This is a genomic window from Arthrobacter pascens, assembly GCF_017052465.1.
Classification (GTDB): Bacteria; Actinomycetota; Actinomycetes; order Actinomycetales; family Micrococcaceae; genus Arthrobacter; species Arthrobacter pascens.
In genome coordinates this window covers 29,792-44,006 of sequence record NZ_JAFHKT010000120.1, presented here as the reverse complement: position 1 = coordinate 44,006, position 14,215 = coordinate 29,792, and the positions used below count along the sequence as shown (strand labels likewise).

The following is a 14,215-nucleotide window of genomic DNA, read 5'->3' as shown; positions in this document are numbered from 1 at the left end:
CCCCTGATTTTGACGCCGCCCCGTGCCGGGTGCCTACCGGGCGCAGCCTCTCCTTCACATGCCGGCAGCCTGGGGTTGTCCACATAGGCCGGTCTGCGACTGCCGGGCGGGACGCGTTCCCGCCAGAGTTGCCCCATGAGCAGGCATCATGCACGCAACCAGGCAACTCCGTCAGGACCGGACAGGGCGCTCTCGGCGGTGTCCCCGCTGTCGGCGGACGCCGGTATCCGGGACGTAGCCCCGCCAGGCTTGAGTCTCGAGGCTGCCCGGCCGGACGGACCGGCGAGGCGGCGGCCGGCAGCGGACGCGCACCTGCCGGCGGGACTGCTCCCGCACCCGGCTGCCGCGCGTCTTTCGGCGCCCGGCGGGGCGGCAGCCCGCTTTCCCGGGCCAGAGACTCCGGTGCGGGCCGCGCCGTTGCGGCCGCCCGAGCCGGGACCGGGCGCGTGGCTCCCCGCGGATGCCGACGAGGTGCTGCTGGTGACGGGCTTTGATTTTCTCCAGGGAGAGGTGGAACGGATAGTGGCCGCGGCCGGCGGACTGCTGCGTGTTGTAGCCGACGTCTCGGAGGCCGCGCCGTACTGGGATTCGGCGGCGGCAGTCCTGGTCGGAAGCGACATCCGTGAGCTGCCCCCGCGCCGTCGGGCACCTGCGGTTTTGGTGGGTCTCAGCGGCGAGGGGGACAGCCTCTGGCATTTGGCGGCGGCCATTGGTGCGCAGCGGGTGGCCGTGCTGCCAGATGCCGCCGCCTGGCTGGCAGAATACCTGAGCCGCTCACGCTCACCGGAGGCGGGCGGCCTGGTCCTGGGTGTCACCGGCGGCTGCGGGGGTGCAGGTGCCACTACCGCCGGCATCTGGATTGCGCAGGCGGCCGCGGGCCTTGGCGCGCGGGTCCTGCTCGTGGATGCCGACCCCTGGGGAGGAGGTCTCGAGCTCGCCCTGGCGGCGGAAGAATCGGCGGGACTGCGCTGGCCGGACCTGGCTGACGCGAGCGGCAGCATCGATCCCGGTCAGCTCGCGGACGCCTTACCCGTCGCGGGCGGCTTCTCGTTCCTGTCCTGGCCGGGAAGCCGGGAACGGACACCCGCCGTGGACGCCGCCACCGTCGGCGGGGTGCTCGATGCCGCACGGCGGGGCTACGAGCTCGTCGTCGTCGACATCGGCCGCAACGCCGAACCGCTGCGGACGTTTGCCTGGGACTGCGACCGCCTGCTGGTGGTGCTTCCGGCCCAGTTGAAGGCCGCTGTGGCGTCCGCCCGACTGCTTCAGGAGCTTCCGCCCGTGGATTCAGCGCTGGTCATCCGGGGCAGGGCAGGTGCCGCCCTGGACGGGACGCTGATCGCCGAGTCCGTGGGCCTCCCGCTGCATGGAGTCATGCCCGAAGTCCGCGGCACAGCCGGGGCGGCGGAGCTCGGCCGCCTCCTGGAACAGGGCAAGCGCAGGAGCGTACGCCGGTTCGCCGCTACTGTCCTCGAGCTGCTCGACGGTGAGCTGCTGGCCGGAGGTGCGCAGTGAGCGCGCACTCGGACGCCCCGGGGCGAGGTCCGCTTTTCGGTCCTGGGCCGGCCGTCGGCAGACCGGTGCCCACGGAGGGCAGCGGGCGGCGGCGCGCACCGAGAGCGTTGGATTCCGGGCTCCTCGAGAGTGTGCGGGAATCTGTCATGGCGGATCCCGGGCCGGTGACGCCCTCACGGGTGGCAGCCGCCGTGCAGGCCACTGGAAAACTCCTCGGCACCGCCGGATCCCTTGCGGCTGTTGAACGCATCAGTGCCGAACTGAACGGTCTGGGGCCGCTTCAGCAGCTGGTCAGGGATCCTTCGGTCACTGACATCTTCGTCAATGCGCCGGATTCCGTATGGCTGGACCGCGGCCGGGGGATTGAACGGGCGCCGGTGGCCTTTGCCGGAGAGACACAGCTCCGGGCGCTCGCATCACGGCTCGTGGCCGCAGGCGGACGCCGCCTGGATGACGGTTCTCCCTGCGTCGATGTACGGCTCGACGGCGGCTACCGGGTCCATGCGGTCCTGCCTCCCATCTCCACGGCCGGAACCCTGCTGAGCGTCCGCATCCGCCGTGAGCAGGTCTTTGCCATGGACGAACTCAGGGCGGGCGGGATGTTCGGGCCGCTGGTCCAGTCCGTGCTGGAGCGAATGGTGGACCACAGGCTGAGCTTCCTCATCAGCGGAGCCACAGGGTCGGGAAAGACCACCCTGCTGTCCACCCTGCTTGGACTGTGCCATCCGGGGGAGCGGCTGGTCCTGATCGAGGACGCCTCGGAGCTGAACCCGGTGCACCCGCACGTCGTCGCCCTTGAATCGCGGCACGGCAACCTGGAGGGAGGCGGCACAGTGGACCTGGGCGAGCTGGTACGCCAGGCCCTGAGAATGAGGCCCGACCGGCTGGTGGTGGGGGAATGCCGCGGCGCTGAGGTGCGGGAACTCCTGACGGCCATGAACACGGGCCACACCGGCGGCGGCGGGACGATCCATGCCAACACGGCCAGTGCCGTGCCTGCCCGCCTCACCGCTTTGGGTGCCCTGGCGGGGCTGGGGCAGGATGCAGTGCGGCTCCAGGTTGCCAGTGCCTTGGACGTTGTCGTCCATGTCGCCCGGCGCCGGGAAGGGCGTCACGTGGCCTGCATCGGACTGCTGCAGCAGACTGCCGGGACCCTGGGCGTTTCCACTGCCCTGGAGGACGCGGGCGGGCAGCTGGTCGCTGGCCCGGCCTGGGAGACGCTGGCCGGGAGGCTTGGCTTGGACCCTGCTCCATCCAGGCTGCAGTTTTCCGCCGGAGCAGCAGCATGATCGCCGTACTCGTGGTGGCCCTGGCCCTGGCCCTCTGGTTGATCCTGCGGCCGCCGCGCGGCGTAAGTCGCCGGGTGCGGATGGCCTTCAGAGGAAGCTACCTTCACGGCCCATCTGAGCCCGGACACGGTGGCGGGGGCGGCGGCGGTTTGAACCGCAGACGTTCTTCATTCCGTGGGCGCGGCGGCGCCAGGCGCGGCAAGGACAGGGCCGTGCCGCTCACCGTGGTGGTCCAGCAGCTTGCAGCCCTGCTGAAGGGCGGCCGGACGCTGTCCCGCCTCTGGGACGAACTGTGGGTGGTGTATGCGGGATCCGGCGCGGGCGTGGGGACACCCGATGGCCAGCGGCTCAGCACTGCATCGGAGGCGATTCTGGCGGCCGCCCGTGGGGCGGCATTGCGGGGCTCCCCGGTGGCCGAAGCGATACGGCTCGCCGCGCGGTCGTCAGGCCACAGAACGAACGGCCACGAACCACGCATCTGGGCGGAACTCGCGGCCTGCTTCGATATCGCAGAGGCCAGCGGTTGCCCGCTGGCGGATGTCCTCACCCGGTTCGCCGCGCAGCTGGAAGTGGAGGACGACGCCGAAGCAGCGCGCCAAACTGCCCTCGCCGGTCCCAAGGCGACAGTTACTTTGCTGACGTGGCTGCCCCTGCTCGGGCTCGGGCTGGGGATCTGCCTGGGCGTGGACCCGCTGGCGATGCTCGTCGGGACGCCGCTCGGTGTCGCCGCCCTTGCTGCCGGGGTCGTATTGACCATTGCCGGCCGGATCTGGTCTGCCAGGCTGGTGCGGGCGGCCGCCGGAGCGGCAGTGGCGTGACGCTTCCTGGAAGTGAAGCGGGGCGGCAGGACCGGACCCGTGGCGTGAGGACGGCAACGATATGACGGAGCCGGCAGTGTCCGCTGCGGTGATTGCGTCGTTGTTGGCGTTGGCGGCGGCACTCGCCCTGTCCGGCCGCTCGCGCATACGGAAGCGGCTGTTGGCCAAGGTCGGCGTGCTGCTGGACGACACCACGTCTCCCGGCGACGCCGTGAGGTCGGGTCCGGCCAGCCAAAACGCCGGTCTGCGGGACCCGGCCATGATGCTCGAGTTGGTCGCCGCCATGCTCGATGCAGGATGTGGCATCGGCCGCTCCCTGGAGCTCGTCGCGGCCGCCGCCTCACCGTCGTATCGCAATTCTTTGAGGCCTGTGGTGGCTGCGCTGGCCATCGGAGCCGATTGGGAAACCGCCTGGCGAAGTTCCGAGGGGCACTCCGCTGAGGTTGTCGCACTGCGCGACGCGCTGGGGTTCGCCGCGCTGACTGGCGCGCCGTCGTCCGCGATTCTTTATGCCCAGGCTGCCAGGATGCGTCGTGAACGGTTCCGGTCGGCGGAAAAGCGCGCCGCATCCCTCAGCGTCAAGCTGGTGATTCCTTTGGGCCTCTGCTCACTCCCGGCGTTTATCTGTCTGGGCGTGGTCCCGGTCCTGCTCGCCCTGGTGCCCTCGGGATCGTGAGTGCGAAAGGCCCCGCAGCCGGGCACTTTTCCTCCACACCGCTGAGCGGGGCACTGGTTTTCCACTTAGGTCAATGCAGCACTTATCGTCCGGGCCGGCAGGCGGGACAGTCGGAGTAGCCGGCAACACCGCCGGTAAATCAGAAAGGAATACCATGTCCCTGAACCAAAACGGCCTCGGCGGCGCCCAGCCTGCACGTCAGGAAAGCGACGACGCAGAAGTGCGGGAAATCTATCCGGGGGCGAGCACTGCTCCCCGCGTAAAGATGCGCCAGAGGAAGCGACTCACTGGATCCGAGGTCGGAATGGCAACGGCGGAGTATGCCATCGCCACCTTGGCGGCAGTCGGCTTCGCCGGGATTCTGGTGTTCATCCTGCGAAGCGACGAAGTCCGCGGTTTCCTGCTCAACCTGATCCGAACGGCGCTGGCCTTGCCATGACCCCAGTGCTGCAGACCCCACCGCACCGTGCAAGGCAGATCTCCGCACGCGGAGGCCGCGCAACAGACCGCCGCGCAACAGACCGCGCCGCAGCAGGCCGCGCCGCGGCAGACAGCCGCGGCGCCGTGACCGCCGAATTCGCGGTCGCACTGCCTGCAGTGATCATGCTGCTGGCCATGCTCCTGGCGGGGTCTGCAGCAGGGATCACCCAGCTTCGGCTGGAGGAAGCAGCCCGCGCCGGTGTCAGAGCCCTGGCCCGCGGCGAAGAACCGGCCGCTGTCGATGGCATCGTCCGCAAGCTGGCAGGCGGCTCGGCCACGTCGGTGGTGGAGACGGACGGCGAATGGCTGAGCGTAACCGTCACGGACCGTGCGGCCGGGCCTCTCGGAACCGTGGTGCCGTGGACACTCACAGCGACGGCCGAAGCCCGAGGGGAAGCGGCGGCGATACGAATCCCCGGGACCCACAACGATGTCGCCGGCGGTCTGCAGGACGCGCCGCGGGCAGGGAGACTGGCGTGAACCGTAATCCGTGGCGTGGCGAGGGGTCTGAGCGCGGATCCGGCACGGTCCTTGCTGCCGGACTGGGACTGGTGGTCATTCTGGCAATGTCCATGAGTCTCCTCCTCGCGCAGTCGGCGGTCATGGCGTCCCAGGCCGCAGCCTCGGCCGACCTTGCCGCCTTGGCCGCGGCCGATGCACTGCGAGGCGTTTCTGCGGGAGAACCCTGTACAGTTGCCGCCGCCGTCGCGGCCCGACATGAGGCGAGGCTCCTTACGTGCACGGAGGGAGGTGATCTGTCCGTGGAAGTCCGCACGCAATTGAGGGCGAGCACTGTCCTGGGATCCGCCGCAGGCCGTGCCCGGGCGGGACCTCCTCCCTAGTCGGTCCTGCCGCCTCGGACGATGGAGTAGCCGTGTGTGTCAGCCGATTCCCTGGCCGGCATCGGGCAAACCTGCGGTGGACGCAAACTCCTTGGGCGGACGGACGGTTTCGGTCGCATTCCTCAGGAGGACATCGATCAACGTCACGGCCGCGTCCTTGTCCAGCGGGTTGTTCTTGTTGCCGCACTTGGGCGACTGGACGCAGGACGGACACCCGGACTCGCACTCGCAGGCCTTGATGGCATCACGTGTGGCCGTAAGCCACACCTTGGCCTTTTCGAAGCCGCGTTCGGCAAAGCCCGCGCCGCCCGGGTGCCCGTCGTACACAAAGATCGTGGGCACCCCCGTGTCGGCGTGGATCGCTGTCGAGACGCCGCCGATGTCCCAGCGGTCACTTGACGCCACGAGCGGCAGGAGCCCGATGGCCGCATGCTCCGCCGCGTGAAGGGCGCCGGGGAACTGCGCTTCGATGAGGCCGGCACCTGTCAGGGACCGGTTGTCTATCACGAACCAGACGGCCTTCGTGAACAGGTCCCTGGCGCCCAGTTCCAGGGGTTCTTCGCCCAGGACCTCGTTTGAAATGAGGGCTTTGCGCTGAAAGGAAACCACTTGAGTAGTCACCTTCACGTCGCCGAAATGCACGGCAACGTCACCCCACTGCGCCGTCCGGTCTGTCGCGAGAACCTCGATCTGCGTTATGTCCCGGGCCGTGGTGTAGTAGTCCGGATTTGCGCGGCGCACCACCACGCAGTGTTCGTCCTCGTTCAGGTCCTCCACCACATAGCTGTCGCCCTGGTGGACGTAGACCGCGCCGGTATGGGCCTGGTAGTGGGTCTGCGGGGAGTCCATGGTCCCCAGGAGGGACCCGGTGTCGGCATCCACGATGCTCACGGGTCCGCCTCCGTCGGCCCGGAGGTTCACCATGGCTGCCGCGCTCTGCGGATGGGTCCAGAACCAGCCGGCAGGGCGCCGCCGCAGATACCCCCGCTCCACCAGCTGGCCCAGCAGTTTCTCGGCCGTGCCGCCGAACAGCGGAAGCTCCGCAGGGCCCAGGGGCAGTTCGGCGGCGGCGGCACAGAGGTGCGGGCCGAGAACGTAGGGATTCGAGGGATCGAAGACCGTTGCCTCCACCGACACGTCGAAGATCGCTTCAGGGTGGTTCACCAGGTACGTGTCCAAAGGGTCGTCACTGGCCACGAATGCGGCAATCGCATCCTGCCGTGCGCGCCCGGCCCTGCCTATTTGCTGGAACAGGGAGGCCCTCGTCCCGGGCCAGCCGGCAACCAGCACGGCATCCAGGCCGGAGATGTCGATCCCCAGTTCCAGGGCCGAGGTACTGGAAATACCCAGCAGCTGCCCTGTCCGCAGCGCTTTCTCCAAAGCGCGCCGCTCTTCGGGGAGATACCCGGAACGGTAGGCGGCGACCCTTTGGGGCAGGCTGGGATCAACCTCGTCAAGCAGGCGCTTGGTGATGGACGAGATGGTTTCCGCTCCGCGCCTGGATTTGATGAACGCAATCGTCCGGACCCGGGACGAGACGAGGTTGGCCAGCAGGTCCGCCGTTTCGGCCACTGCCGTTCGACGTTCCTTGGCGCCGTTCTCACCGCGTATCTCGGTCAGGGCCGGCTCCCAGAAGGCCACTGTGGTGGAGCCGTGCGGAGAGGAATCTTCTGCGACGGACTGGACCGGGGCTCCGATGAGCCTCCCGAAAGACTTTTCCGGATCTGACGCGGTGGCGGACGCCGCGATAAAGATGGGGCCGGGGGAGGAGGTGCCCGCGCCGTAGTAGGCGCAGATGCGCCGGAGCCTGCGCATCAGGTTGGCCACGTGGGAGCCAAAAACTCCGCGGTAGCTGTGTGCCTCGTCCACGATCACGTACCGCAGACGCCGGAAAAACCCAGCCCACCAGGCGTGGTTGGGCAAAATCCCGAAGTGCAGCATGTCCGGGTTGGCCAGGATGACGTTGGCGTGGTCCCTGATCCAGCGGCGGGACGCCGGGTCGGTGTCGCCGTCGTAGGTCTCGGCCCGGACTGTGGGCAGCTTGAGCGAGCGGATGGCGGCCAGCTGGTCCGCTGCGAGCGCCTTGGTCGGAGACAGATACAGTGCCACCGCACCGTCGTCGTGTATCTTGCCGGGTTCGGAGAGCACTCGCAGCTCTGAGCGGTGGATCGCGTCCAAGGCAGGAAGCTGGTAGGCAAGCGACTTTCCGGACGCCGTGCCGGTAGCGACCACAACGTGTCCGCCGGAGTGGGCAATGTTGGCTGCCTGAACCTGGTGCCGGTAGGGCTCATGGATGCCCAGGTTGCCGTACGCAGCCACGAGGTCGGGATGAGCCCATGCGGGCCACGGGTCGTGCACTGCCTCGCGTGCAGGGATGATCCGCACATGCCGCAGCTGTTCCGGGTTCGGGCCGCGGCCCAACAGGGGAATCAGCGAGTCATGGGGGTTCACCCCAACATTCTTTCACCTGCCCAAAAATCGGCGGCCACCGCGGGCGGTGGAAGACCCCCAGACGGAACGACGCGCGTCAGACGACCGAGAGGTCCGAGCCTTCGTTCGAGGCGGAGAGCATCAGGACGTGGCAGACCGAGGTCCACCCCAGGTGCGAATAGAGTTTCTGTCCGTCGAGCGAGGCGAGCAGCAGGCCGTCCTCCACGTCGTGCTCAAACGCCTGGGCGGCCAGGGCCTTCATGATGAAGCTGCCCAGCCCGCGGCGCTGGAAATCCGGTTCGGTCACGATCTTGTCGAACACGGCGGTCCCGTTGATCACGAGCACCTGTCCGCTGGCAGCGAGCCTGTCGCCCGACCGCACAACGGCATGGTGCACGCCGTTGGACTCGGACGATTCAAGGGTCAGTTCGTCGTCGGATAGCCACGGGTCCTCGGCGTCCTGCGTTTCCATGTCCACGACCATCATGGTCTGGGACGCGGATGTGACGTTGAGCCCGTGCTGCTGCGCGAGGACCGTGTACCGGTCGACATCGTTGGTCAGGATGGTCAGTACCCGTGCCGGCACTTCGGCCGTCTTGGCTGCCAGGTCCGCAAACTCAGAGTCGGAGGGATCGGAAGCAAAATACTCCCATTCCCCGGTCGTGTCGGCCCGGAGGGCGGCAGGGAACCGTCCCTCAGTGCGGGTCTCATAGCCCCGGCAGCCGGCCCAGCCGGCGACCCAGACTTCCAGCAGATGAGTGATATCTCCAACCATGGCTTCTGGCGTCATGTGATGAGACTATTCCAGCGCTGTCACAAGCAACAGAGCTTTGACACTTGCTTATGCAATTGTGATGGGGCTCGGCTCCACGCCCCGAGGAGTACGTCCGTCGGCTCCGCCGTCCTGCGGCACCGGAATTCCGGCGCCTTCTACACAGCCAGTACCCTTAAATACGTGGCTTTGAACCGAATCGTCCTTTTTTACGGCTTTACCCCTATCGCTGACCCCGACGCCGTCAGGCTCTGGCAGCGCGCCCTGTGCGAGAAGCTGGGCCTGACCGGGCGCATCCTGATCTCCAAGGACGGCATCAACGCCACAGTGGGCGGCGAAATCACCGCGGTCAAGCAATACGTCAAGACCACCCGCGAATACAAGGGCTTTCACGGCATTGACGTGAAGTGGTCGGAGGGCGGCGCGGATGACTTCCCCCGTCTCAGCGTCAAGGTCCGGGACGAGATCGTCTCCTTCGGCGCCCCCGGTGAGCTGAAGGTGGACGAGAACGGCGTCGTTGGCGGCGGGACGCACCTGGGGCCCGAGGAACTCCACAAACTCGTGGACGCAAAGAAGGAGAGCGGCGAGGACGTCGTATTCTTCGACGGACGCAACGCCTTCGAGGCGCAGATCGGCAAGTTCAAGGATGCTGTTGTGCCGGATGTTGCCACCACCCACGACTTCATCAAGGAACTCGAGTCCGGCAAGTACGATGCCCTGAAGGACAAGCCGGTGGTCACGTACTGCACGGGCGGCATCCGCTGTGAGGTGCTCTCCAGCCTGATGGTGAACCGGGGCTTTAAAGAGGTCTACCAGCTCGACGGCGGCATCGTCCGGTATGGCGAGACCTTCAAGGACCAGGGCCTCTGGGAGGGTTCGCTGTACGTCTTCGACAAGCGCATGCACCTGGAGTTCAGCGAGGACGCGAAAACCATTGGCGAATGCGTCCGGTGCGCGTCGCCGACAAGCAAATTCGAGAACTGCTCCAACCCGAGCTGCCGCACCCTGACGCTGTACTGCGCCGAATGTGCCGCCAGCCCGGAAACCCTGCGCTGCCCGGATGGTTGCGCAGCCTGACCTTCCGGGCAGCCTGACCGCGTAGTCAAGTGTGCCCGGCCGCTCAGAGCCGGCTTATTTTGACGGCGAAGTTGGCATCCCTTCTCGCCTCCACGGTTATCCGCAGCACCGAAGCCTTTGAGAGGTGCACCACGTTCACTCTCGATGTTCCGCAGCGCAGGCTCAGGTCCACGAGGGCGAACTCGGAATCGCGCACGGTGAACGAGACCCGCCGTTCGCTGCGGCAGGCAAGCGTCAGGGCGTACGTGCCGCTGGGCAGCCTCCCCGTGGACTCTTTCGTTTCCTCGTCCTCTTCGACAGTGCCGTAATCGGTGTAAACGACCTGCCCCGAGGAGTCAGGCAGGACCTCGCGCGCCCACGCGTCGAGCTCGGCGCCTGATACGGGAAGGTCCAACAGCGGATCCCGCGGCAGCGCCGCGTCTGTCACGGGAGTTGACGTGTCGACGGGAAGTGCGCCACGGCCGTCGTCGTAGCTGTATTCGCAGCCACTCAGGACGGTGCCGGCACCAAGCGCAAGGAAAAGCACGACGGCGGCTGCCGGGGCTCGCAGTGGCGGCACCCGCGGTGCCCGCCTGGAGAGTTTGCGTACGGAGGACATCCGCACTGTGGGCATACACCGACTTTAAGCCCGCCGGACCCAAGGGGCCATAGGACAATGCAGGGTGTCCGGCCCAGACCTTCAGGACGACCCGGCCCAGGTGCAGATTCTGTCCCCAGACACCCTCGTACGAGCCTTTGTTCCCAGTGGACGGGCTACTTGGCCGGGACCAACTGGTATGCATAAATGAGCGGGGCATCCACGCTGGAGGTACTGATTTCAAGAGCCCCCGCTGTGTCCACCGTGAGCTTGGTTGTTTCCCGGCTGCCGTTGCAGGCGGCCCCGGCATCCACCAGCAGCCGCCCGTCGAGCGACACTTCAAAGAAGGCTTTGCCCCCGCCCTCGCACGTCGCCGTTAGCGAGTAGCGGCCAGCCGGGACATTGGCTGCTTCCCGGATGATCCGGTCGCGGTTGAGGATCTTGCCTGCATCCTCGAGAACAGAATCGCTGGCAGAAGGCAATGCCGTGGCTTTCCACGCGGGAACGTCGGCGTTTTCGATGGACACCACGGATGAGCAGGCCGGAAGGACGAGCAGGATGCAGGCGACTACCGCTGCCCCTGAGAGGGCGCGGAGCATCGCCGGGAAACGTTCAGCCATACCTACAACTTACCCGCTGCCGGAGGGCCGACGGACGGACGATCCGCCCCCGTGAGGGCCGTGATGCCGGACCGCCGCGAAAGAGACAAGTCTGTCTGCCGCTGCCAGCGCTTTCGCCATTTCCGGCGAGGCGGCAAAGACCCGCTCTCCGCGGGAATCGAGATCAACAGGGATCAGGTCACCCCGAACCGAGCGTGCCGGCCCCGGTGGTACTTTCCCTGGAATCCCCGGCTCTGAGGGTGCAGGCTGCGTGGGCGTCGGAGCACCGGAGGACCGGCTTGCGCTCTCTTCGGACAGCGTGAGGGCATCGATCTTGGCGCCGCCGATTTTGTCCAGCATCTCGTAGTCCTCGGCGGTGCAAAGGTCGCTGTCGGCCAGGTGCCTGAGTGTTATGAGGCCCACTACTGCCCGGCTGAAATCGCGCTCCATCGCCAGGTCGATGGCCCACTGGGTGCGCTGCCACCACTGGTCCCGGCGGTCCGCTTCGCGCCGTTGGGCGAGCGTCCGCCAAGCAATCCAGCCGGCGATCACAGCCGCCGCCAGCGTACTGAGGGGAGCGAATGCCGCAACGTACTGAAGCCACTCCGGGCCAGCCGCCGCTGCTTGGGTGCCGAGCATGGCCCCACTCTAGCCTTCCCCTGGGACAAATAGACTTGCCCGGTGACCGAATCAACGCTCTTCACTGCCGGCAATACCCCCAATGCTCCCCGCAGCGACCTCCCGGACCTCCTGCAGGCTTTGGCCACGGACCTCCGGGAACTGGACTACACCGTGGACGGCGTCGCCGAGCTGCTGGGCCCGTCGGCATACTCCGCGCTGGACCGGGACCAGCTCATCCCCGCGCTGATCGTTACCGAGGAAGCCTCCCACGGCGGGCCGCGCACGGCGGCCCTTGCCTCCGTCGTGCGTTTCTGGCTGCTGGCCGTCCCGCAGGATGCCACAGCGATCGACGCCGCACTGCCGCGGACCCGGACGGAGGGCCTGGTGTCACTCGGGCTCGCGGAGGTCGCGGCGGCCGGCGTGGCGGCCGTCGCGGACCTCAGGCCCTACGGCTGGGACGGCGCGGACCTGTGGGTGGCCAGCGACCTCGCCGCGCACCAGCGCCCCGGCGTGCTCCGCCACGACCACGTCCTCGGTATCGGGCAGGCCTCCACAACGCTGGTGCAGACCACCATCCGGCGTCATGCCGCCCGGGCCCTGGACCTGGGCACAGGCTGCGGCATCCAGACCTTCCACCTGCTGCACCACAGCGAGCACGTCACCGCCACGGACATCTCCGAGCGGGCCCTGGCGTTCACTCGCTTCAATATCCTGCTCAACGCCGAGGCGCTCCGCGTGGACCCGTCGCGGCCCGAGGACCGGGTGGCGCTCCGGCTCGGCTCGCTTCTGGAGCCCGTCGCCGGACAGGAATTCGACCTCGTAGTATCCAACCCGCCCTTTGTCATCACGCCGCGCAGCGAGGGCGAGGCTGCCAAAGACCAGTTCACCTACCGCGACGGCGGCCTGCCGGGGGATGACATCGTAGCCTCCCTGGTCAAGTCCCTGCCGGAGGTGCTGGCCCCTGACGGAACAGCCCAGATTTTGGGCAACTGGGAGATCACAGCGGGGCAGTCGTGGGAGGAGCGGCCGCAAAGCTGGGCCAGTCCGGACACCGATGCGTGGTTCATCCAGCGCGAGCAGGTCGGACCGGAACAGTATGCCGAGACCTGGCTGCAGGATGCCTCGGAAAACCGGGACCGCGGGCACTATCAGGAGGCATACTCCGCCTACCTCGATGACTTTGCCTCGCGGAACGTGGGCGGAATCGGCTTCGGCATGATCTGGCTGCGGCGGCCCGCGGCAGGACCGCGCCGGATCTGCCGGTTTGAGGAGATCACGTACCCGATCGAGCAGCCTGTGGGTCCGCACCTGGGCGCCGCAGTTAAACGCAGCGACTGGCTTGCGGCGAACGACCTGTCCACCGCGCACCTGCTGGTGGCTGAGGACGTCACCGAAGAACGCCACCAACGGCCGGGCGCCGAACACCCCGGCGTGATCCTGCTGCGCCAGGGTGCCGGGCTTCGGCGCACCAACCTGCTGAGCACGGAACTTGCCGGGTTCGTCTCGGCGTGCGACGGCGACCTCTCGGCAGGGCAGATCATCGGTGCCCTGGAGGCCCTGCTGGGCGGATACGAGGGTTTTGACCGGGACGCCTTCCGCAGCGGCATGCTCGCCGAAGTCGCCAACCTGGTCAGGGACGGGTTCCTGCTGCCGGCGGGTGAGGATTAGGTCTGCCGGATGTCAAGCATTCCTTTCACGACTGCTGCCTGCTGACTAGACTTAAGGCGTGAGCACAGACACGCCCCGCGGGGACCCTGCCGTCGGCATGGCACCTGAGGGGGATGCCCAGCCGAAGCGCAGGGGCCGCCCGGAAAACAGGGTGGAGATCACCGACCCCAAGGCAATCCGGGCGCTGGCCCACGCCGCGCGGCTGGAAGTCATCTCCGAGCTGTACTCCACCCAGCTGAGCCGAACGGCCACCGAGCTTGCCCGGCAGACCGGCCTCACGCCGAGCGCGATGAGCTACCACCTGAGGGCGCTGCAGAAATGGGGAATCGTGGCTCCCGCCGAGACGGCCGGGGATGCGCGCGAGCGACGCTGGAAGGCGGCCGGCACTGATTTCACCATCAATTCTGGCGGCGGGGCAGCCAGCCCCGACTTCGCCGTCGTCGATCTCGAACTGCAGGCCTTCCGGCGCCGCGCCAACGCATATGCCAGGGCCCGGAACGAGCAGCGGAAGCGCGGCGAATTTCCGGAGCCGCCCAGGGCGGTTGTGCTCGCCACTGACCTGCTGTATCTGACCCCGGCACAGCAGCTGGAACTCAGCGAGAAGGTCTTTGGACTGCTGCGGGACTACGAGCTTGAGGACCCGGGCAGCATCCCGCCGGGGGCCGAGCGGATCGCCACCATGTGGTCCATGATTCCGGACGACCGGGCACCGGAAAGCCACGGGCGGAAGGGCACCTCCGAGGCCACTTAGCCACCTTTCCCGGCAGTGACGGCGGCCACCCGTTTTCCACATGACTGCGCATGATTCTGCAAAATATGGTGAACTAGGCCAATATGGGCTCATCTGCCCG

15 protein-coding genes are annotated in these 14,215 nt (G+C 67.5%); 10 read left to right on the top strand and 5 right to left on the bottom strand.

Features of this window, described 5'->3' with window-relative positions; translation table 11 throughout:
* Positions 1-135: 135 nt before the first annotated feature.
* From ssd to JYA52_RS06575, 7 genes are all read left to right on the top strand, one after another.
* Positions 136-1,515: a septum site-determining protein Ssd gene (ssd, locus tag JYA52_RS06605; RefSeq protein WP_343915044.1), complete on the top strand. Its 1,380-nt coding sequence runs from the start codon at positions 136-138 to the stop codon at positions 1,513-1,515.
* Between the two features lie 65 nt (positions 1,516-1,580).
* A complete protein-coding gene (locus JYA52_RS06600) occupies positions 1,581-2,804 on the top strand; it encodes a TadA family conjugal transfer-associated ATPase (protein ID WP_307869327.1) in 1,224 nt (407 codons plus the stop codon).
* Positions 2,801-3,622 (top strand): hypothetical protein, encoded by an 822-nt coding sequence (locus JYA52_RS06595; protein ID WP_205652397.1) that lies wholly within the window; start codon positions 2,801-2,803, stop codon positions 3,620-3,622. Before JYA52_RS06600 ends, JYA52_RS06595 begins: the two co-directional genes overlap by 4 nt.
* Before the next feature lie 61 nt (positions 3,623-3,683).
* Entirely contained in the window at positions 3,684-4,298 is a 615-nt protein-coding gene (locus JYA52_RS06590) for a type II secretion system F family protein (protein WP_205652396.1), read from the top strand.
* Between the two features lie 73 nt (positions 4,299-4,371).
* Positions 4,372-4,737, top strand: coding sequence for a DUF4244 domain-containing protein (locus tag JYA52_RS06585; protein WP_372433754.1), 366 nt, complete (start codon positions 4,372-4,374; stop codon positions 4,735-4,737).
* Positions 4,738-4,742: 5 nt separating this feature from the next.
* Positions 4,743-5,258, top strand: a complete 516-nt coding sequence (locus JYA52_RS06580; RefSeq protein ID WP_307869325.1) for a TadE family type IV pilus minor pilin — start codon at positions 4,743-4,745, stop codon at positions 5,256-5,258.
* Positions 5,255-5,620 (top strand): Rv3654c family TadE-like protein, encoded by a 366-nt coding sequence (locus JYA52_RS06575; RefSeq protein WP_205652440.1) that lies wholly within the window; start codon positions 5,255-5,257, stop codon positions 5,618-5,620. Before JYA52_RS06580 ends, JYA52_RS06575 begins: the two co-directional genes overlap by 4 nt.
* A 39-nt stretch (positions 5,621-5,659) precedes the next feature.
* On the opposite strand, the gene sftH is transcribed toward JYA52_RS06575, so the two are convergent.
* The gene (gene sftH / locus JYA52_RS06570; protein WP_307869324.1) at positions 5,660-8,071 is read right to left on the bottom strand and encodes a DEAD/DEAH box helicase; all 2,412 of its coding nucleotides are present in this window, start codon (positions 8,069-8,071) and stop codon (positions 5,660-5,662) included.
* Between the two features lie 76 nt (positions 8,072-8,147).
* Positions 8,148-8,840: a GNAT family N-acetyltransferase gene (locus JYA52_RS06565; RefSeq protein ID WP_205652394.1), complete on the bottom strand. Its 693-nt coding sequence runs from the start codon at positions 8,838-8,840 to the stop codon at positions 8,148-8,150.
* A 165-nt stretch (positions 8,841-9,005) separates the two neighbouring features.
* Between JYA52_RS06565 and trhO the strand changes: the two genes are divergently transcribed.
* Positions 9,006-9,899, top strand: a complete 894-nt coding sequence (gene trhO, locus JYA52_RS06560) for an oxygen-dependent tRNA uridine(34) hydroxylase TrhO (RefSeq protein WP_205652393.1) — start codon at positions 9,006-9,008, stop codon at positions 9,897-9,899.
* Positions 9,900-9,942: 43 nt separating this feature from the next.
* Here the strand turns inward: trhO and JYA52_RS06555 are convergent, their stop codons facing one another.
* From JYA52_RS06555 to JYA52_RS06545, 3 genes are all read right to left on the bottom strand, one after another.
* Positions 9,943-10,512, bottom strand: coding sequence for a DUF6023 family protein (locus tag JYA52_RS06555; protein WP_205652392.1), 570 nt, complete (start codon positions 10,510-10,512; stop codon positions 9,943-9,945).
* A gap of 140 nt (positions 10,513-10,652) precedes the next feature.
* The gene (locus JYA52_RS06550) at positions 10,653-11,096 is read right to left on the bottom strand and encodes a DUF6023 family protein (RefSeq protein WP_205652391.1); all 444 of its coding nucleotides are present in this window, start codon (positions 11,094-11,096) and stop codon (positions 10,653-10,655) included.
* Positions 11,097-11,105: 9 nt separating this feature from the next.
* On the bottom strand, positions 11,106-11,714 hold the full coding sequence (locus tag JYA52_RS06545) for a hypothetical protein (protein ID WP_205652390.1): 609 nt from the start codon (positions 11,712-11,714) through the stop codon (positions 11,106-11,108).
* Between the two features lie 42 nt (positions 11,715-11,756).
* Here JYA52_RS06545 and JYA52_RS06540 point away from each other — a divergent pair, with 42 nt between their 5' ends.
* Both JYA52_RS06540 and JYA52_RS06535 read left to right on the top strand, forming a co-directional pair.
* Positions 11,757-13,364, top strand: coding sequence for a DUF7059 domain-containing protein (locus JYA52_RS06540; protein WP_205652389.1), 1,608 nt, complete (start codon positions 11,757-11,759; stop codon positions 13,362-13,364).
* Between the two features lie 58 nt (positions 13,365-13,422).
* A complete protein-coding gene (locus JYA52_RS06535; protein WP_372433752.1) occupies positions 13,423-14,115 on the top strand; it encodes a winged helix-turn-helix domain-containing protein in 693 nt (230 codons plus the stop codon).
* The last annotated feature ends 100 nt before the right edge of the window (positions 14,116-14,215 follow it).

What these genes read in the sequence shown, in the direction of transcription:
- JYA52_RS06555 (WP_205652392.1), bottom strand. Translation starts at nt 10,512, where the DNA reads ATGCCCACAGTGCGGATGTCCTCCGTACGCAAACTCTCCAGGCGGGCA.
- JYA52_RS06590 (WP_205652396.1), top strand. Translation starts at nt 3,684, where the DNA reads ATGACGGAGCCGGCAGTGTCCGCTGCGGTGATTGCGTCGTTGTTGGCG.
- JYA52_RS06585 (WP_372433754.1), top strand. Translation starts at nt 4,372, where the DNA reads ATGCAGCACTTATCGTCCGGGCCGGCAGGCGGGACAGTCGGAGTAGCC.
- JYA52_RS06565 (WP_205652394.1), bottom strand. Translation starts at nt 8,840, where the DNA reads ATGACGCCAGAAGCCATGGTTGGAGATATCACTCATCTGCTGGAAGTC.
- JYA52_RS06550 (WP_205652391.1), bottom strand. Translation starts at nt 11,096, where the DNA reads ATGGCTGAACGTTTCCCGGCGATGCTCCGCGCCCTCTCAGGGGCAGCG.
- JYA52_RS06595 (WP_205652397.1), top strand. Translation starts at nt 2,801, where the DNA reads ATGATCGCCGTACTCGTGGTGGCCCTGGCCCTGGCCCTCTGGTTGATC.
- ssd (WP_343915044.1), top strand. Translation starts at nt 136, where the DNA reads ATGAGCAGGCATCATGCACGCAACCAGGCAACTCCGTCAGGACCGGAC.
- JYA52_RS06545 (WP_205652390.1), bottom strand. Translation starts at nt 11,714, where the DNA reads ATGCTCGGCACCCAAGCAGCGGCGGCTGGCCCGGAGTGGCTTCAGTAC.